The sequence below is a fragment of the Cellulomonas sp. IC4_254 genome, assembly GCF_011603975.1.
In the GTDB taxonomy this organism is placed as follows: domain Bacteria; phylum Actinomycetota; class Actinomycetes; order Actinomycetales; family Cellulomonadaceae; genus Cellulomonas.
Window position 1 is genome coordinate 18,935 of sequence record NZ_JAANNB010000013.1, and the last position, 16,575, is coordinate 35,509.

18 protein-coding genes and 1 pseudogene are annotated in these 16,575 nt (G+C 74.3%); 10 read left to right on the plus strand and 9 right to left on the minus strand.

The genetic code is table 11. The features are described 5' to 3' along the window. The first annotated feature begins 14 nt into the window (after nt 1–14). On the plus strand, nt 15–854 hold the full coding sequence (locus G6556_RS02710; protein ID WP_166938396.1) for a class II glutamine amidotransferase: 840 nt from the start codon (nt 15–17) through the stop codon (nt 852–854). Between the two features lie 3 nt (nt 855–857). Here G6556_RS02710 and G6556_RS02715 read toward each other — a convergent pair whose 3' ends face one another. The 4 genes from G6556_RS02715 to G6556_RS02730 are packed head-to-tail and all read right to left on the minus strand — an operon-like array spanning nt 858 to nt 3,211. Then, nucleotides 858–1,634, minus strand: coding sequence for an ABC transporter permease (locus tag G6556_RS02715; RefSeq protein WP_166938399.1), 777 nt, complete (start codon nt 1,632–1,634; stop codon nt 858–860). Continuing rightward, complete coding sequence (locus tag G6556_RS02720; RefSeq protein WP_166938401.1) at nt 1,631–2,431, minus strand: ATP-binding cassette domain-containing protein; 801 nt, start codon at nt 2,429–2,431, stop codon at nt 1,631–1,633. Before G6556_RS02720 ends, G6556_RS02715 begins: the two co-directional genes overlap by 4 nt. After that, entirely contained in the window at nt 2,428–2,796 is a 369-nt protein-coding gene (locus G6556_RS02725) for a DUF1048 domain-containing protein (RefSeq protein ID WP_166938403.1), read from the minus strand. The genes G6556_RS02720 and G6556_RS02725 overlap by 4 nt, the downstream gene beginning before the upstream one ends. A 1-nt stretch (nt 2,797) precedes the next feature. Continuing rightward, on the minus strand, nt 2,798–3,211 hold the full coding sequence (locus tag G6556_RS02730) for a PadR family transcriptional regulator (RefSeq protein ID WP_166938405.1): 414 nt from the start codon (nt 3,209–3,211) through the stop codon (nt 2,798–2,800). Between the two features lie 163 nt (nt 3,212–3,374). On the opposite strand from G6556_RS02730, the gene G6556_RS02735 reads away from it, so the two are divergent. After that, nucleotides 3,375–4,244, plus strand: coding sequence for an AraC family transcriptional regulator (locus G6556_RS02735; RefSeq protein ID WP_166938407.1), 870 nt, complete (start codon nt 3,375–3,377; stop codon nt 4,242–4,244). Nucleotides 4,245–4,319: 75 nt separating this feature from the next. On the opposite strand, the gene G6556_RS02740 is transcribed toward G6556_RS02735, so the two are convergent. Together G6556_RS02740 and G6556_RS02745 are read right to left on the minus strand one after the other, a co-directional pair. Then, nucleotides 4,320–5,879, minus strand: a complete 1,560-nt coding sequence (locus tag G6556_RS02740) for an SDR family NAD(P)-dependent oxidoreductase (RefSeq protein WP_166938409.1) — start codon at nt 5,877–5,879, stop codon at nt 4,320–4,322. A 106-nt stretch (nt 5,880–5,985) separates the two neighbouring features. After that, nucleotides 5,986–6,372 (minus strand): HNH endonuclease signature motif containing protein, encoded by a 387-nt coding sequence (locus tag G6556_RS02745; protein WP_166938411.1) that lies wholly within the window; start codon nt 6,370–6,372, stop codon nt 5,986–5,988. Between the two features lie 100 nt (nt 6,373–6,472). Here G6556_RS02745 and G6556_RS20115 point away from each other — a divergent pair. From G6556_RS20115 to bla, 8 genes and pseudogenes are all read left to right on the plus strand, one after another. After that, a pseudogene (locus tag G6556_RS20115) lies at nt 6,473–6,670 on the plus strand (cold shock domain-containing protein); the annotation flags it as partial. Between the two features lie 36 nt (nt 6,671–6,706). Then, on the plus strand, nt 6,707–7,432 hold the full coding sequence (locus G6556_RS02750) for a cold shock domain-containing protein (protein WP_346774684.1): 726 nt from the start codon (nt 6,707–6,709) through the stop codon (nt 7,430–7,432). A gap of 61 nt (nt 7,433–7,493) precedes the next feature. Then, a complete protein-coding gene (locus tag G6556_RS02755; protein ID WP_166938415.1) occupies nt 7,494–8,024 on the plus strand; it encodes a GNAT family N-acetyltransferase in 531 nt (176 codons plus the stop codon). Between the two features lie 177 nt (nt 8,025–8,201). Further along, a complete protein-coding gene (gene dnaK / locus G6556_RS02760; protein WP_166938417.1) occupies nt 8,202–10,070 on the plus strand; it encodes a molecular chaperone DnaK in 1,869 nt (622 codons plus the stop codon). Next, nucleotides 10,067–10,696: a nucleotide exchange factor GrpE gene (gene grpE, locus G6556_RS02765; RefSeq protein ID WP_166938419.1), complete on the plus strand. Its 630-nt coding sequence runs from the start codon at nt 10,067–10,069 to the stop codon at nt 10,694–10,696. The genes dnaK and grpE overlap by 4 nt, the downstream gene beginning before the upstream one ends. Before the next feature lie 127 nt (nt 10,697–10,823). Further along, on the plus strand, nt 10,824–11,834 hold the full coding sequence (locus tag G6556_RS02770) for a DnaJ C-terminal domain-containing protein (RefSeq protein ID WP_166938421.1): 1,011 nt from the start codon (nt 10,824–10,826) through the stop codon (nt 11,832–11,834). Nucleotides 11,835–11,912: 78 nt separating this feature from the next. Beyond that, on the plus strand, nt 11,913–12,362 hold the full coding sequence (locus tag G6556_RS02775) for a helix-turn-helix transcriptional regulator (protein ID WP_166938422.1): 450 nt from the start codon (nt 11,913–11,915) through the stop codon (nt 12,360–12,362). Next, nucleotides 12,352–13,314: a class A beta-lactamase gene (bla, locus tag G6556_RS02780; protein ID WP_205692928.1), complete on the plus strand. Its 963-nt coding sequence runs from the start codon at nt 12,352–12,354 to the stop codon at nt 13,312–13,314. Before G6556_RS02775 ends, bla begins: the two co-directional genes overlap by 11 nt. Here the strand turns inward: bla and G6556_RS02785 are convergent. The 3 genes from G6556_RS02785 to G6556_RS02795 all read right to left on the minus strand — a co-directional run bounded on the left by G6556_RS02785 (nt 13,302) and on the right by G6556_RS02795 (nt 16,524). Beyond that, complete coding sequence (locus tag G6556_RS02785; protein ID WP_166938424.1) at nt 13,302–14,735, minus strand: ATP-binding protein; 1,434 nt, start codon at nt 14,733–14,735, stop codon at nt 13,302–13,304. The genes bla and G6556_RS02785 overlap by 13 nt on opposite strands. A 150-nt stretch (nt 14,736–14,885) precedes the next feature. After that, entirely contained in the window at nt 14,886–15,701 is an 816-nt protein-coding gene (locus tag G6556_RS02790; protein ID WP_166938426.1) for an ABC transporter ATP-binding protein, read from the minus strand. Between the two features lie 31 nt (nt 15,702–15,732). Beyond that, entirely contained in the window at nt 15,733–16,524 is a 792-nt protein-coding gene (locus G6556_RS02795) for an ABC transporter permease (RefSeq protein WP_166938428.1), read from the minus strand. Nucleotides 16,525–16,575 lie beyond the last annotated feature (51 nt).

The following is a 16,575-nucleotide window of genomic DNA, read 5'->3' on the forward strand; positions in this document are numbered from 1 at the left end:
CGGGGGAGGCCGCCATGTGCCGATGGCTCGCGTACACGGGATCGCCGGTGACGCTCGACGAGCTGCTCTACAAGCCGGAGAACTCGCTCGTGATGCAGAGCCGGCACAGCCGGCTGGGCGTCGAGCCCATGAACGGCGACGGGTTCGGCGTCGGCTGGTACGACGACCACTCGCCGATCCCCGGGCTGTTCCGCAGCATCGAGCCGGCGTGGAGCGACCGGAACCTGCGCGAGCTGTCCCAGCACATCCGGTCCGGCATGGTCATCGCGCACATCCGCGCGACGACCGGGACCGCCGTGCAGCAGACCAACTGCCACCCGTTCCGGCACGGGCAGTGGCTGTTCGCGCACAACGGCGTGATCAACGGGTTCAGCACCCTGAAGCGCGACCTGCGCATGGCCGTGGACCCGGCGCTGTACCCGCTGATCGAGGGCTCCACCGACTCGGAGACGCTGTTCTACCTGGCGCTGACGTTCGGGCTGACCGACGACCCGCCCGCCGCCGTGGCCCGGGCGGTCGGGCTGATCGAGGACGTCGCGCTCCGGCACGGCGTCGCCTTCCCGGTGCAGGGGACGTTCGCGACGACGGACGGGCAGCGGCTGTGGACGTTCCGGTACTCGTCCGAGGGGCGGTCCAGGTCGCTGTTCCGGAACCGGGACGTCGCCGTGCTGCGGGCGCAGTACCCGGACAACCCGGTGCTGCACGGGCTGTCCGACGACACCCGGATCGTCGTCTCGGAGCCGCTCGGCGACCTCAAGGGCGCCTGGCTCGAGGTGCCGGAGAGCACCTGCCTGGTCGTCGAGGACGGGCGCGAGGAGCTGGTGCCCTTCGCGCCCGTCCTGACCACCGCGTGAGGCTCAGCCCACCTTGCGCCGGTAGGCCCGCACGGCCAGCGCGTACGCCAGCGCGAGGATGCCGACCAGCCACCCGAGCGCGATCCACAGGTCCGCGCCGACCGGGTCGCCGGCGAACAGCGCGCGGATCGAGTCGACGACGGCCGTGACCGGCTGGTGCTCGGCGAACCACGCGACCGCGGTCGGCATCGAGTCCGTCGGCACGAACGCCGAGCTGATGAACGGCAGGAAGATCAGCGGGTAGGAGAACGCGCTCGCCCCGTCGACCGTCTTGGCGGACAGCCCCGCCAGCACCGCGATCCAGGTCAGCGTGAGCGTGAACAGGACCAGGATGCCGGCGACCGCCAGCCAGGCGAGGGCGGACGCCCCGGTGCGGAACCCCATGAGCAGGGCGATCCCGACCACCAGGACGACCGACGTCAGGTTGGCGGCCATCGAGGTGAGCACGTGCGCCCACAGGACGCTCGGCCGGGCGATCGGCATGGACTGGAACCGCTCGACGATGCCGCCCTGCAGGTCGAGGAACAGCCGATACGCCGTGTACGCGACGCCCGAGGCGACCGTGATGAGCAGGATGCCCGGCAGCAGGTAGTCGACGTACGACGCGGTCGACCCGCCGTGGATCGCCCCACCGAACACGTAGACGAACAGCAGCATCAGGGCGACCGGCGTGACGGCGGTCGTGATGATGGTGTCCGGGCTGCGCAGGATGTGCCGCAGCGACCGGTCGGTGAGGGCGACGGTGTCGCCGAGGACGTGGGTGGTGGCGGTGGCGCTCATCGCGGGTCCTTCCCGGCCGGCGTGCTGCCGGCGCCGACGAGGGCGAGGAAGACGTCCTCGAGCGTGGGCTGCTTCTCGACGTACTCCACCCGGGCGGGCGGGAGCAGCCGCTTGAGCTCGGCGAGCGTGCCGTCCTGGATGATCGTCCCCTCGTGCAGGATGGCGATCCGGTCGGCGAGGCGCTCCGCCTCGTCCAGGTACTGCGTGGTGAGCAGGACGGTGGTGCCGCCGCCGGCCAGCTCCTCGACGGTCCGCCACACCTCGGCGCGGGCCTGCGGGTCGAGCCCGGTCGTCGGCTCGTCGAGGAAGATCACCGGCGGGTCGCCGATCAGGCTCATGGCGATGTCGAGCCGGCGCCGCATGCCGCCGGAGTAGGTCGACGCCCGGCGCCCGCCGGCCTCCGTGAGGGCGAACCGGTCGAGCAGCCGGTCGGCGACTCCGCCCGGGTCGGGCAGGTGCCGGAGCCGGGCGACGAGCCGGAGGTTCTCCCGCCCGGTGAGCATGCCGTCGACGGCCGCGAACTGGCCGGTGAGGCTGATCGACTGCCGGACCTCGGCGGCCTGCGCCACCACGTCGAACCCGTGGACGGTCGCCGCGCCCGCGTCGGGCTTCAGCAGCGTCGACAGGATGCGGACGAGGGTCGTCTTGCCGGCGCCGTTGGAGCCGAGCAGGGCGACGATCGTCCCGGGCGCCACCTCGAGGTCGACGCCCCGCAGCACCGCCAGGTCGCCGAACGACTTCTCGACGCCGCGGACGGCGACGGCCGGCGCGACCGCACCGGCGGCCCCGGCGCTCATCGGGCGTCCCCCCGCTCGGCCTCGTCGATCGCCCGGGTCAGCCGGGCGCGCTCCTTGTCGATCCACCGGTCCCCGACGTACGCCTGCGCGAACGTCTCGGCGAACTCGACGGGGTCGTCGCCCACGACGTCGCGGACCGGCGTGCCGTCGGTGGCGGCCCGCTCCCACAGGTCCGCGAGGTCCGTGAACATCGTGACCATCGTGTCGCCGTCCGTGACGCCGCCGGAGTACATGAGGTACCGGTGCGTGGCCTTCGCGGCGGTGCGGTAGGGCTCGGGCAGCGCCTTGAGCCGCGCCATGTCCTGCCGGTACTGCTTCTTCTGCTCGAGCGAGCCGGTGAGGGCCTCGATCCACTTCGCGACCATGTCAGTCGTCCCCTTCGGTGCGGTCGGTGGTGCGGTGGGTGGTGCCGGAGTCGGTGCTGGTGGTGCCGGTGCCGGTGCCGGTGCGGTCGGCGTGCGCGGCGCGGAGGTGCTCGATCCGCCCGGCCAGGAAGGCCCAGGTGGTCCAGAAGTCGTCGAGCTGGGCCCGGCCCGCGGCGTTGAGCGAGTAGACCTTGCGCGGCGGGCCCTTCTCGGACGGGACCTTCTCCACGTCGACGAACCCGCGCTGCTCGATGCGGACCAGGAGCGCGTACACGGTGCCCTCGGCCAGGTCGGCGAACCCCTCGTCGCGGAGCTGCGCGGTGATCTCGTAGCCGTACGCCGGCCGCGCCTCGAGGATCGCGAGCACGATCCCCTCGAGCGTGCCCTTGAGCATCTCGGTCATCTGGTTGGCCATCGGAGGCTCCTGTACTCGGTGTCGCTGACTACCGGTACAACGTAACGCTAGGTACCGGTACTTGGCAACACTGAATACTGGGCAATTCCTGATCGGATCGGGCCAGGATGATCGGGCGCTGCCGGGCGGGCGGCGACCAGGCTGGACCGCGGAAGGGAGCACCGTGATCGCCTCGCTCAACCGGCTCGTCGACCTCGTGGAGGACCGCCTCACCGAGGACCTCGACGTCACCGACCTCGCCGCTGCGCTCGGCACGACCGAGTACCACCTGCGGCGGATGTTCTCGTCGCTGGCCGGGATGCCGCTGTCGGAGTACGTGCGCCGGCGGCGGATGACCGTCGCGGCCGCGGAGGTCGTCGCCGACCGGGGCGACCTGCTCGGCATCGCGGTGCGGTACGGCTACGGCTCGACCGAGGCGTTCGGCCGGGCGTTCCGCGCGGTGCACGGCGTCAGCCCGGGCGAGGCCCGGCGCGACGGCGGCCCCTTCCGGTCCCAACCCCGCCTCAGGTTCCGCCTGACCGTCGAAGGAGCAGCACCCATGGACGTCCGACTCGTCACCCGGCCCGGCTTCCGCCTCGCGGGCCACGCCGCCCGCGTCCCGCTCGCGCACGAGGGGGTCAACCCCGCGATCCAGCGGCACGTCGCCTCGCTCCCGCCCGAGGAGCACGCGCGGCTCAAGGCCCTGGGCGACGTCGAGCCCGCCGGGCTGCTCGCCGTCAGCGCGGACCTCGACCCCGACCGGCGGGAGGGGACCGACCTGACCTACGTGCACGGCGTCGCCGTCTCGGACGCCGTCGAGGTGCCCGGCGACCTCGACGTCCTGTCGGTCGCCGCCGGGGCGTGGGCGGTGTTCCGCGCCGAGGGTCCCTACCCTGCGACGCTCCAGGCCGTCTGGGCGGCGACCGCGACGGACTGGTTCCCGTCCAACCCGTGGCGGCTGCGCCCCGGGCCGGAGGTGGTCGCGGTGCTCGACCGCGCCGACGACTTCAGCACCGCGACCGTGGAGCTCTGGCTGCCGGTCGAGCCGGCCTGACGGCCGCCCGGGCACCGCGAGGGCGCATGAGAGCGCGTCAGCCCTCGCGGTGCGGTGGCCGCCGTCGCGGTCAGGTCACCACTGGGAGCGCGCGTAGTCCTTGAGGAAGCAGCCGTACAGGTCCTCGCCCGCCTCGCCGCGGACGATCGGGTCGTACACCCGCGCGGCCCCGTCGACCAGGTCGAGCGGCGCGTGGAACCCCTCCTCGGCGAGCCGCACCTTCGTCGGGTGCGGCCGCTCGTCGGTGATCCAGCCGGTGTCGACGGCGGTCATGAGGATGCCGTCGGCGAACATCTCGCCCGCGCTCGTGCGGGTCAGCATGTTCAGCGCGGCCTTGCTCATGTTCGTGTGCGGGTGGCCGGGGCCCTTGTACCCGCGGGCGAACACGCCCTCCATCGCCGACACGTTCACGATGTACGTCCGGCGGGCGGGCGAGGCCGCCAGGGCGGACCGCAGCCGGCTGACCAGGATGAACGGCGCCGTCTGGTTGCAGAGCTGGACCTCGAGCAGCTCCATCGGGTCCACGCCGTCGACGGTCGCGACCCAGGAGTTCGTCTCCGCGACGTCCGGGATCAGGCCGCCGGCGTCGATCGACGTCCCCGCGACCAGCCGCGCCAGGCTCGCGGCCTCGGCGGTGAGCGACTGCGCGGTCAGCTCCTCCGCGGCGGCGCGTCCCGCCCGCTCGATCGCCAGCGCCGGGCTGCTCAGCTCGCTCACCGACCCGGCGAGCGCGCGCGGGTGCGCGTCGCTGGTGCGGCCGAAGGTGGTGATCATCTGCGCTGCGTCGGCGTCCAGCGGCGCGTCCTCGGCGTCGGCGATCCGCGCGTACGCGCCCGGCGACCGGCGCACGGTCTGCGCGGCGTTGTTGATGAGGATGTCCAGCGGCCCCTGGGCGGCGACGTGGTCCGCGAGCGAGACCACCTGCGCCGGGTCGCGGAGGTCGATCCCGACGACGTGCAGCCGATGCAGCCAGTCGGCGGAGTCGTCCATCGCGCTGAACCGGCGCACCGCGTCCTTGGGGAAACGGGTGGTGATCGTCAGGTCCGCGCCGTCGCGCAGCAGCCGCAGCGCGATGTACATGCCGATCTTGGCCCGGCCGCCGGTGAGCAGCGCGCGGCGGCCGGTCAGGTCGGTGCGGGCGTCCCGCTTGGCGTGGTGCAGCGCGGCGCAGTCCGGGCAGAGCTGGTGGTAGAACGCGTCGACCACCGTGTAGTCCTGCTTGCAGACGTAGCAGGCGCGCGGGCGCAGCAGCGTCCCCGCGATCGCGCCGGTCGCCGACGAGGTGATCTGGATGCCGGCGGTCTCGTCGTCGATGCGGCCCGGGCTGCCGGTCGCGGTCGCGGCGACCACCGCGGCGTCGGCCTCCGCGATGAGCCGGCGCTTCTCCCCGCGGCGGTGCTTCTTCGCGGCCTTGAACATCGCGGACGCGGCGCGCCGGGCGGCGGCGTGCTGCGGGTGCGTCTGCGGGAGCGCGGCGACCTGGTCGGCGACCCGCAGGAAGATGGCGAACTCGGCAGGGTCGACGCCGGGCACGTCGGCTGCCGGGTCGAGGTCCGTGCCGGCCACGAGGTCGAGGTCCACGTCGTCGCCGGGCCCGTCCGGGTGCTGCGCGGGCGTGGTCGTCTGCGCGCTCATGCGCCGTCCGTCCTGGGGTGGGGAGAGGGCGCCGCGGTCGCGCGGGGCCCGGAGGATCCTACGCGGCAGGCCCCCGCAAGCCCACGGTGGGTCTGGTCACACCGCGCTAGAGGGCGTCGGGCTCGGCGGGCCGGAGCGTGCGCAGGATCGTCGCGTGCCGGACCAGGAACGCCCGCTCGTCCAGCCGCTTGCGCCGGAGCCACCCGGTGACCTCGTCGTTGTGCTTGCTCGCGTTGCACGACGCGCACGCCGGCACCACGTTCTGCAGCGTGTACCGGCCGCCGCGCGAGATCGCCAGGACGCAGTCCCGCTGCAGCGCGGGGGTCGCCGTCCCGCAGTACGCGCACGCGCCGCCCCACGCGGCGACGAGGTCGGCCCACTCCGCCGCGGTCAGGTCGTTGTCGGCGAGGGCGACGCGCCGCGCCCGCCGCTTCGCGTACCGCGCGCGGGTCGACGGGGAGGCCCCGGAGGAGACCTTGCGACGGCGGACCACGCGGCGACGCTACCGCCCGCCGCCCGGGGGCGGTTCGTCCCGCGCCGCCGACCGGTGGACACTGGAGGCAGCAACCGCCATCACCACGAGGAGTACCACCGTGCCGCAGGGAACCGTCCGCTGGTTCGACACCGAGCGAGGGTTCGGGTTCATCGCGCTCGGCGACGACGCCGAGGACCTGTTCGTCCACGCGTCCGAGATCGTCGGCCAGGACGGCTCGACGTCGCTCCGCCAGGGCCAGTCCGTCGAGTTCGAGGTGGGCGAGAGCGACCGCGGCCCCCAGGCGCGCCAGGTCCGCGTCACCGGTGACGTCGCCCCGGACGCCGCGCTCGGCGTGCTGGGCACGGTCAACTGGTACGAGCCGGCCAAGGGCTACGGCTTCGTCACCCCCGACAGCGGCGACGGCGAGATCTTCGTGCACAGCTCCGCGATCGTCGGCGGGGGCGTGATCGTCGACGGTCAGCGCGTCGCGTTCCTCGTCGTCGAGGGCGAGAAGGGGCCGCAGGCCGACCACCTGCTGCCGCTCGGCGCCGACGCGGCCGCGGGCCCGAGCCGCGCCGCCACCAAGGACGACGGCGCCGACGGCACCGTGACCTGGTACGACGCGGGCAAGGGCTTCGGCTTCATCACCCCCGACTCCGGGGAGCAGGACGTGTTCGTGCACGCGCGGTCGCTGTCCGGCGACCTGGCCGAGCTCGTCGAGGGCGACCGGGTGAGCTACCGGGCCTCGGAGGGCGAGAAGGGCCTGCAGGCCCAGGGCGTCCGGCTGGTCGGCGGCCCGTCCCGCGGCGGCCACGGGGGCCGCGGCGGCGCGGACCGGCGGGACTCCGGCCGCGGCCCGGCGCCGCGCTCGTCCGCGCGCGGTGGCCAGGGCGTCGTGGCGCGCTACGACGCGGAGCGCGGCTTCGGCTTCATCACGCCGGACGACGGCGGGCCGGACCTGTTCGTGCACGTGTCGGTCCTGCAGCGCGAGGAGGCGCTCTACGAGGGCGACCGCGTCCGGTACCAGGTGCGGCAGAGCGACCGCGGCCCGCAGGCCGACCGGGTCGAGCTGATCTGACCCGCGACGGCCGGCCCGGGGCACCGCCGCCCCGGCCGGCCGTTCCGGCATGCTGGCGGCCGTGGACACGTACCTGCGCACCGAGCGCGTGACGCTCCGGCCGTTCGGCCCGGACGACGCCGACCTGCTCGTCGAGCTCGACAGCGACCCCGCGGTGATGCGGTACCTGTCCGGCGGCGAGCCGACCCCGCCGGAGCTGGTCCGCGAGCGCGGGCTGTTCGCCGCGTACGAGACGGCCGGCCGGGCGTTCCTCGGGTGGTTCTGCCTGCGCCCCGAGCGGGACGGCCCGCTGGACGAGGTCGAGCTCGGCTACCGGCTGCGCCGCGCCGCCTGGGGACACGGCTACGCGACGGAGGTGTCGTCGGCCCTCGTCGCCACGGCGTTCACCGACATGGACGTCCGCGTCGTCTGGGGCGCGACGATGGCGCTGAACCACGCGTCCCAGCGCGTGATGGAGAAGGTCGGGATGACGGTGACGGAGCCGCTGCCGACCCCCGAGGACATGCTCGCCGTCGAGGGTGCCGAGCTCGGCGGGTACCGGTACGCGATCACCCGGGAGCAGTGGGAGCGGCGCCGGGCCGCCCGCGGCTGACGCCGGGAACATCCGGCGCTCCTCGCGAGTTGAGTGGGACAGACTCAAGTTCGCAGCCGCGGAGTTGCACCGCGACCGACCGCGACGCAGACTTGAGCGCAGCAGGCTCAAGGCGCCTCCGTCCCGCCCCGGGGCGGCCGAGCGCCGGACCACGCAGCACGACGAAGGAGCACAGACATGGCACGAGCAGTCGGCATCGACCTGGGCACCACGAACTCCGTGGTCGCCGTCCTCGAGGGCGGGGAGCCCACCGTCATCGCCAACGCGGAGGGCTCGCGGACGACCCCGTCGGTCGTCGCGTTCTCCAAGACCGGCGAGGTGCTCGTCGGCGAGGTGGCCAAGCGCCAGGCCGTCACCAACGTCGACCGCACGATCTCGTCCGTCAAGCGCCACATGGGCACGGACTGGTCCGTCGAGATCGACGACAAGAAGTACACCGCGCAGGAGATCTCGGCCCGCGTGCTCGGCAAGCTGAAGCGCGACGCCGAGGAGTACCTGGGCGAGCCCGTCACGGACGCGGTCATCACCGTCCCGGCGTACTTCAACGACGCCGAGCGCCAGGCGACCAAGGACGCCGGCCAGGTGGCCGGCCTCAACGTCCTGCGCATCGTGAACGAGCCGACCGCCGCGGCGCTCGCCTACGGGCTGGAGCGCGGCAAGGAGGACGAGCTCATCCTCGTCTTCGACCTCGGTGGCGGCACGTTCGACGTCTCCCTGCTCGAGGTGGGCAAGGACGACGACTTCTCGACGATCGAGGTCCGCGCGACCTCGGGTGACAACCGCCTCGGCGGCGACGACTGGGACAACCGGATCGTCGAGTGGCTGGTCGGCCAGGTGAAGAACTCCACCGGCGTCGACCTGTCGAAGGACAAGATCGCCCTGCAGCGGCTGCGTGAGGCGGCGGAGCAGGCCAAGAAGGAGCTGTCGTCCGCGACCAGCACCAACATCAGCCTGCAGTACCTCTCGATGTCCGAGAACGGCCCGATCCACCTGGACGAGAAGCTCACCCGGGCGCAGTTCCAGCAGATGACGGCCGACCTGCTCGAGCGGACCAAGGCGCCGTTCAACGCGGTCATCCGCGACGCGGGCATCAAGCTGGCCGACATCGACCACGTGGTGCTCGTCGGCGGCTCCACCCGCATGCCGGCCGTGGCCGACGTCGTGCGCGAGCTCACCGGCGGCAAGGAGCCCAACAAGGGCGTCAACCCGGACGAGGTCGTGGCCGTGGGTGCCGCGCTCCAGGCCGGCGTCATCAAGGGCGACCGCAAGGACGTCCTGCTGATCGACGTGACCCCGCTGTCCCTCGGCATCGAGACCAAGGGCGGCGTGATGACCAAGCTCATCGAGCGCAACACGGCCATCCCGACCAAGCGCAGCGAGATCTTCTCGACGGCCGAGGACAACCAGCCGTCCGTGCTGATCCAGGTGTTCCAGGGCGAGCGCGAGTTCGCGCGGGACAACAAGCCGCTGGGCACGTTCGAGCTGACCGGCATCGCGCCGGCCCCGCGCGGCGTCCCGCAGATCGAGGTCACCTTCGACATCGACGCGAACGGCATCGTGCACGTGTCCGCCAAGGACCGCGGCACGGGCAAGGAGCAGTCGATGACGATCTCCGGCGGCTCCGGCCTGCCGAAGGACGAGATCGACCGCATGGTCAAGGAGGCCGAGGCGCACGCCGCCGAGGACAAGAAGCGTCGCGAGGAGGCGGAGACCCGCAACTCCGCCGAGCAGCTGGTGTACTCCACGGAGAAGCTGCTCACCGACAACGACGACAAGCTGTCCGACGACGTCAAGACCGAGGTCCGCTCCGCCGTCGACGACCTGAAGAAGGCGCTCGAGGGCGACGACCTGGCCGAGGTCACCGCGAAGCAGACCGCGCTGGTCACCGCGTCGCAGAAGATCGGCGAGGCGCTGTACTCGGCGAACCAGCAGCCCGAGGGCGCCCCGGCCGGCGAGCAGCCGACCGACGGCCCGGCGGGGTCGTCCGCGCAGGACGACGACGTGGTGGACGCCGAGATCGTCGACGACGAGGGCGACAAGAAGTGACCGACCAGCCGAACCCGCAGGGGCGTGATCCCGAGGAGGAGGCCCCGCGCGTGACCGACAAGCGGCGCATCGACCCGGAGACGGGGAAGCTGCGCGAGCCGACCGCGGAGGAGCAGGTCCTGGCCGAGGCCGAGCAGGCGGCGACCGCCGCCGAGGAGGCCGTGATGCTGGAGGGCCTGGTCGAGGCGCAGAAGCTCGCCGCCGAGCGGCTCGACGAGCTGCAGCGGCGGAACGCCGACTACTTCAACCTGGAGCAGCAGTACTCCGCGTACGTGAAGCGGTCCAAGGCCGAGGCGGTCACCGCCCGGGACCAGGGCGTCGCGTCCGTCGCCGAGGCGCTCATCAGCGTCCTCGACGACATCGAGCTGGCCCGCCAGCACGGCGACCTGGTCGGCCCGTTCGCGTCGATCGCGGAGAAGCTCGAGGGCACCCTGGGGCGGTTCGGCATCGAGCGCTTCGGCGCCGCCGGCGAGCCGTTCGACCCGACGGTGCACGAGGCGCTCATGCACGGGCACTCGGCCGACGTCACGGAGCCGACGGTGCAGCAGGTGCTGCAGCCCGGCTATCGGATGGGCGAGCGCGTGGTCCGCGCCGCCCGGGTGGCGGTCGTCGACCCGGAGGCGTGACGGGCATCATCAGGACCCACCGGCGGGGGCCGTGTCGTCACGGCGCGGCCCCGGCCGGCGGGTCGACCCCGGTCCGGGGCCGGACGCAGGCCCCGGGGGACCGGACGAGAGAGCGGAAGGAGGCGTCGTGAGCGGTCAGGACTGGCTGGAGAAGGACTTCTACGCCGTGCTCGGCGTCGCCAAGGACGCGGACGCGGCCACGATCAAGAAGGCGTACCGCAAGCTCGCCCGCACGATGCACCCCGACCACAACCCGGGGGACGCCGCGGCGGAGGCGAAGTTCAAGGAGGTCGGCGAGGCCTACGCGGTGCTCTCGGACCCCGAGCAGCGCCAGCAGTACGACCAGCTCCGGGCGATGGCCGGCGGCGCGCGGTTCCGCGCGGGCGCGGGCGGCCCCGGTGGCGCCGGCGGAGCCAACGGCGGGTTCGAGGACCTGTTCGGCGGGGTGTTCGGCGGCGGCGCCGGCGGCACCCGCGTGCGGTTCCCGCAGGGCGCGGGCGGCAGCACCGCCGGCGGCAACGGCGGGTTCGAGGACCTGCTGGGCGGCCTGTTCGGCGGGGGCGGCGGCTTCGGCCAGGGCCGCACCGCACGCCGTGGCGCCGACCTCGCGGCCGTGACCACGCTGCCGTTCCGGCAGGCGGTCGAGGGGTCGACCGTGGCGCTCGGCGTCGAGGGGCGGACCGTCAAGGCCCGCATCCCCGCCGGCGTGCGGGACGGCCAGAAGATCCGGCTGCGCGGCAAGGGCCGGCCCGGCGAGAACGGCGCACCCGCGGGTGACCTCGAGGTCACCGTGCGCGTGACGCCGCACCCGGTGTTCGCGCTGGACGGGAACAACCTGCGGGTGACCCTGCCGGTCGCCTTCGACGAGGCCGCGCTGGGCGCCGAGGTGCCCGTGCCGACCCTCGACGGCGGGCAGGTGCGCCTGAAGATCCCGGCGGGCACGCCGTCGGGCCGGACGCTGCGGGTCAAGGGCCGTGGCGTCACCACGGCGAGCGGCACCGGCGACCTGCTGGTCACGGTGCAGGTCGTCGTGCCGCAGCGGCTCAGCTCCGCCGCGAAGGAGGCCGTGCAGGCGTTCGGGATCGCGACGTCCGGCGAGGACCCGCGGGCCGACCTGCTCGCGCGCGCCAAGGACTGACCCGGCGGCCGGCGCGTCCCGGGGCACGTTCCCCGCCGGACGCGCCGGCCCACGACGGACATCGAGGAGGTGGCGAGGATGGTCTCGGAGGACGCGCAGGTCTACGTGATCTCGGTCGCCGCCGAGCTCGCGGGCATGCACCCGCAGACCCTGCGGCAGTACGACCGGCTCGGGCTGGTGCAGCCCGGCCGCACCCGCGGCCGCGGCCGCCGGTACTCGCTGCGCGACATCGCGACGCTGCGCGAGGTGCAGCGGCTCTCCCAGGAGGAGGGCGTCAACCTCGCCGGCATCAAGCGGATCCTCGAGCTGGAGTCCGAGGTCGAGCGGCTGACCCGCCAGGTGGAGTACCTGCGGGCGTTCGCCGAGCCCGGGCGGCGCGTGTTCACCGCGCACCCGTCCGGCGACGTCGTCGCGATGGGCCGCGGCCAGCGCCGTCGCGGGACGCCGGACGGCGCGGCACCCGCCGAGGACCCGCGGGCCGTGGGCGCCCGCGGGGCGATCGTGCTCTGGCGGCCGGGTGCGCGCTGAGCGCCGGGTGGCGGCCGGGCTGGTCGCGCTCGCGCTGACGGCCGTGCTCGGGGCGTGCTCGCCGGGGACGCCCGGCGGGCCGGACATGCAGGCGACCGTGCTGCCCGCGCCGTCGCCGACCCCGAGCACCGCCGCGCCCGCGCCGGCCGACCGCACCGCCGCCGTCGAGGTTGGGCTCGCGGCGCTGGAGGAGTCCACCGGCCGCCGCGTCGGCGTCTACGCCCGCGACACCGGGTCCGGGGACACCGTGGCGTACCGGGCCGACGAGCGGTTCGGCTACGCGTCCACGCTCAAGGCGCTCGCGGCCGGCGAGGTGCTGGCGGGGCAGCCGGCGTCGGTGCTGGACCAGCCGCTGACCGTGCTGCCCGAGGACGTCGCGGACGTGGGCCACGCCCCGGTCACCGCCGGCGCGGCGGGCACGGACCTGACCATCGGCGCGCTGGGCGCGGCCGCGGTCACGGACAGCGACAACGGGGCGCTCAACGTGCTGCTCCGGCACCTGGGCGGGCCGGCCGCGCTGCAGGCGGCGCTCGCGGCCCGCGGCGACACCACGACCCTGGTCGACGCCGACGAGCCGGGGCTGAACGAGTTCACGCCGGGCGACCCCGCTCGGACGTCGACGCCCCGCGCCCTGGCCGAGGGGCTCGCGACGTACGTGCTCGGCGACGCCCTCGACCCCGGGGTGCGCGCGGCCTACGTCGGCTGGCTCACCGCGAGCACGACGGGCCTCGACGCCATCCGCGCGGGCACGCCCGAGGGCTGGACGGTGGGCGACAAGACCGGCACCGCCGGCCGGTACGGCTCGCGCAACGACCTCGCGGTCGTCTGGCCCCCGGGGCGCGAGCCGATCGTGCTGGCGGTCCTGACCGACCACCCGGACGAGGCCGCGGAGCCGGACGACGCGGTGCTGGCCGCGGCGGCGCGGGTCGTGCTGGCCGCCTACTCGGGCTGACCCGGGACGGGCGCGCCGAGCAGCGACCGCGTGACCCGCTGGCCGTAGTCGGTGAGCTCGGCCACCGTCGCGCGCAGCGCCGGGTCGTCCACCTCCCGGCCCTGCTCGGCCGCGAGCAGCACGGCGCGGCGGATCACCTCCTTGACGAACGACGCGGTGACCCCGGCCGTCCCCGCCGCCGCCTCGGCGACCGCCTCCGCGCTCAGGGGCAGCCCGCCGGCGTAGAGCCGGAACAGCCGCAGCCGGGCGTCGTCGTCGGGCAGCGGGATCTCCACCGCCAGGTCCACCCGGCCCGGGCGCTGCGCGAGCGCCCGCTCCAGCAGGTCGGCGCGGTTGGTGGTCAGCAGGAACGCCACGTCGGCGTCGCCGCCCAGGCCGTCCATCGCGTCGAGCACCTCGAACAGGAGCGGCTGCGGCCCGGCGTGCAGCGAGCGGTCCTCCGAGATGAGGTCGACGTCCTCCAGCACGACCACGGCCGGCTGCAGGGCGTGGGCGGTCTCCGTGGCGAGCCGCACCAGGGCGAGCGCCTGGCCGGCCAGCACGATCGCCGTGGTGCCCGCGTCGGCGCCCAGCAGGTGCCGGACGGTGTGCGTCTTGCCCGTCCCGGGCGGCCCGTAGAGCAGCACGCCGCGCTTGAGGTGCTGGCCCGCGGCGCGCAGCCGGTCCCGGTGCCGGGCGACGCCGAGCACCTGCCGCTCGACCTTCTCCAGGGTGCCCTCGGGCAGCACGACGTCCGCTGCGGGGACCTGGATCCGCGACAGGAACGTCACGCCACCCGCGGACGGCCCGTACGGGCTGGGGGTGAAGCTGATGACCTGCCCGCGCAGCACGGAGTGGCTGAGCATCGCGTCCCGGACCGCCGCGAGGGCGGCCGCCGCCGCGTCCTCGTCGGGCGACAGCGCCTCGAGCTTCGCCTCCTGCCCCTGCTGCGGCGCGGCGGCGCGCTGCAGCAGCGCGACCGGGGCGCCGGCGAACCGGAACAGGTGCACGCCGAACGCGACGACCCGCCGGTCCGTGTCCGGCCCGACCGGCACCCGGAGGTAGTCCACGGCGCCGACCGGGAACTGCGCCCACGCGCCGGAGTGCTCGACGATCTCCGAGAACGACGAGTGCCGCCGCTGCTCACCGCCGCCGACCCCGACCAGCCGCCCGCCGCCCGCGGCCGCGACGACCACCTCGAGCGCCACGTCGGCGTCCACCGCCCGGAGCGCGCCGACCTCCTCGGTGAGCACGGCGAGGCCGCGGGGGTCGGTGCCGAGGTGCTCGCGCAGCACCTCGGCGATCGGCGTGGCGTCGTCGGTGCGGCGCCGCTGCGCACGCTCGTTGACGCGCTCGATCAGGCCGCCGACCGCGTCGAGGAACGCGTCGGTGCGGGCGGGGTCCGGGTCGGGCGCGCCCGCGCCCGGGCTGCGGTCGGTCATGCCCTCGACCGTAGCGAGCAGCGCTGCTCCCCGGGGCCGGTTTCTCCCGCGCGCTCGTCCGCCGAGTGTCCAGAAACCCGGGGACGAACCGGGACAGATCGCGTCGGTTTCTGGACACTCGACGGCGGCGCGCCGGCGAGGGCGCGGAGCTCAGGCCGCCGGGGCGACGACCTCCTCGTGCACCAGGGCCGAGATGCGACGCTTGAGCGCGTTGAACTCCGCCGAGGTCACGTCCCGGTCCCCGGCGAGGTCGATCCGCACGACCTCCTTCACGTGCCCCGGGACGCCGTGCGAGGCGCCGCCGGCCATCACCACGACCCGGTCGGCCAGGAACACGGCCTCCTCGATCGAGTGCGTCACGAACAGCACGGTCGTGCCGGTCTCCCGGTGGATCCGGGACAGCTCGGCCTGCAGCGAGGACCGGGTGAGCGCGTCGAGCGCGCCGAACGGCTCGTCCATCAGCAGCAGCGACGGGTCGTTGGCCAGCACGCGGGCGATCGCGACGCGCTGCTGCATCCCGCCGGACAGCTCGCTCGGGTACTTGTCCGCGAACCGGGTCAGGCCGACCGCCGCGAGGAACCGGTCGGTGCGCTCGGCGACGACCGCGCGCTGCAGCCGGGCCTGCCTCGGGCCGTACGCGATGTTCTCCCGGACGGACAGCCACGGGAACAGGCCGTAGTCCTGGAACACGACGCCGCGCTCGGGGTCGGGGCCGGTCACCGGGGCGCCGGCGACCTCGACGGCGCCGGACGTGGCGTCCTCGAAGCCGGCGAGGATCCGCAGCAGCGTGCTCTTGCCGCAGCCGGAGGCGCCGACGACGCAGACGAACTCGCCGGCGGGGACGTCGAGGTCGACGTCGGCCATCGCGGCGACGGTCCCGCCGGACCGGGTCGGGTACTGCTTGCCGAGGCCGGCGACGCGCACGTCGGCGGGCTGGCGGGGGCGGACGGTGCCGATGCGGGGCATGGTCGTCTCCTGTCGGGTCGGGCGGGCGGCGTCAGGTCAGGGTGGGGCGGCCGCGCGTGGCGAGCGCGAGCAGGCCGGTGAGCAGGCGGTCGGCGACGAAGCCGCACAGGCCGATCACGACCATGCCGGCGACGATCAGGTCGGTCTTCGACTGGTCGCGGGCCTGCGTGATCATGGCGCCGAGGCCGGTGTTGATGCCGACGGTCTCGCCGACGACGAGGATCACCCAGGACAGGCCGAGGGCGACGCGCAGGCCGCTGGCGATGGACCGCATCGAGGCGGGCAGCACCACCTTGTAGAGCACCTGGGCCTTCTTGGTGCCGAGCATCGCGGCCGCCTCCAGCAGCCGGACCGGCACCTGCCGGACGCCGGCGATCGTGTTGAGCAGCACCGGGAAGAACGCGGCGAGGAACACCAGGAAGATCGCGGAGCCGTCGCCGTAGCCGATGATCAGCAGCGTCAGCGGCGCCCACGCGGTCACCGGGATCGGCCGGGCCAGGTTGACCGTCGGCTCCAGCATCCGGAACGCGAGCGAGAACCGGCCCATCACGACGCCGAGCGGCACGGCCAGCGCGACCGCCAGGGCGAACCCGGCGAGCACGCGCTGGGTCGACGCCCACAGGTGGGCGAGCAGGGTGCCGCTGAACGCGTCGTCGACGACGCCGCCCACCGCCAGGTCGACCAGCCGGCGGCCGACCTCCAGCGGGGTGGGCAGGAAGCCCATCTTGATCCCGAACGGCAGCTCCCACGCCTGCTGCACGCCGACGGTCCACAGGACCAGGACGAGCGCGGGCACCGGGAGGGCGAGCAGGAGGGCGCCCACGCGGTCACCGGGATCGGCCGGGCCAGGTTGACCGTCGGCTCCAGCATCCGG

Bases quoted from the DNA above. Each gene is read 5' to 3' on its own strand.
- G6556_RS02710 (WP_166938396.1), top strand. From the start codon at position 15: ATGTGCCGATGGCTCGCGTACACGGGATCGCCGGTGACGCTCGACGAG.
- G6556_RS02715 (WP_166938399.1), bottom strand. From the start codon at position 1,634: ATGAGCGCCACCGCCACCACCCACGTCCTCGGCGACACCGTCGCCCTC.
- G6556_RS02720 (WP_166938401.1), bottom strand. From the start codon at position 2,431: ATGAGCGCCGGGGCCGCCGGTGCGGTCGCGCCGGCCGTCGCCGTCCGC.
- G6556_RS02725 (WP_166938403.1), bottom strand. From the start codon at position 2,796: ATGGTCGCGAAGTGGATCGAGGCCCTCACCGGCTCGCTCGAGCAGAAG.
- G6556_RS02730 (WP_166938405.1), bottom strand. From the start codon at position 3,211: ATGGCCAACCAGATGACCGAGATGCTCAAGGGCACGCTCGAGGGGATC.
- G6556_RS02740 (WP_166938409.1), bottom strand. From the start codon at position 5,879: ATGAGCGCGCAGACGACCACGCCCGCGCAGCACCCGGACGGGCCCGGC.
- dnaK (WP_166938417.1), top strand. From the start codon at position 8,202: ATGGCACGAGCAGTCGGCATCGACCTGGGCACCACGAACTCCGTGGTC.
- G6556_RS02775 (WP_166938422.1), top strand. From the start codon at position 11,913: ATGGTCTCGGAGGACGCGCAGGTCTACGTGATCTCGGTCGCCGCCGAG.
- G6556_RS02785 (WP_166938424.1), bottom strand. From the start codon at position 14,735: ATGACCGACCGCAGCCCGGGCGCGGGCGCGCCCGACCCGGACCCCGCC.
- G6556_RS02790 (WP_166938426.1), bottom strand. From the start codon at position 15,701: ATGCCCCGCATCGGCACCGTCCGCCCCCGCCAGCCCGCCGACGTGCGC.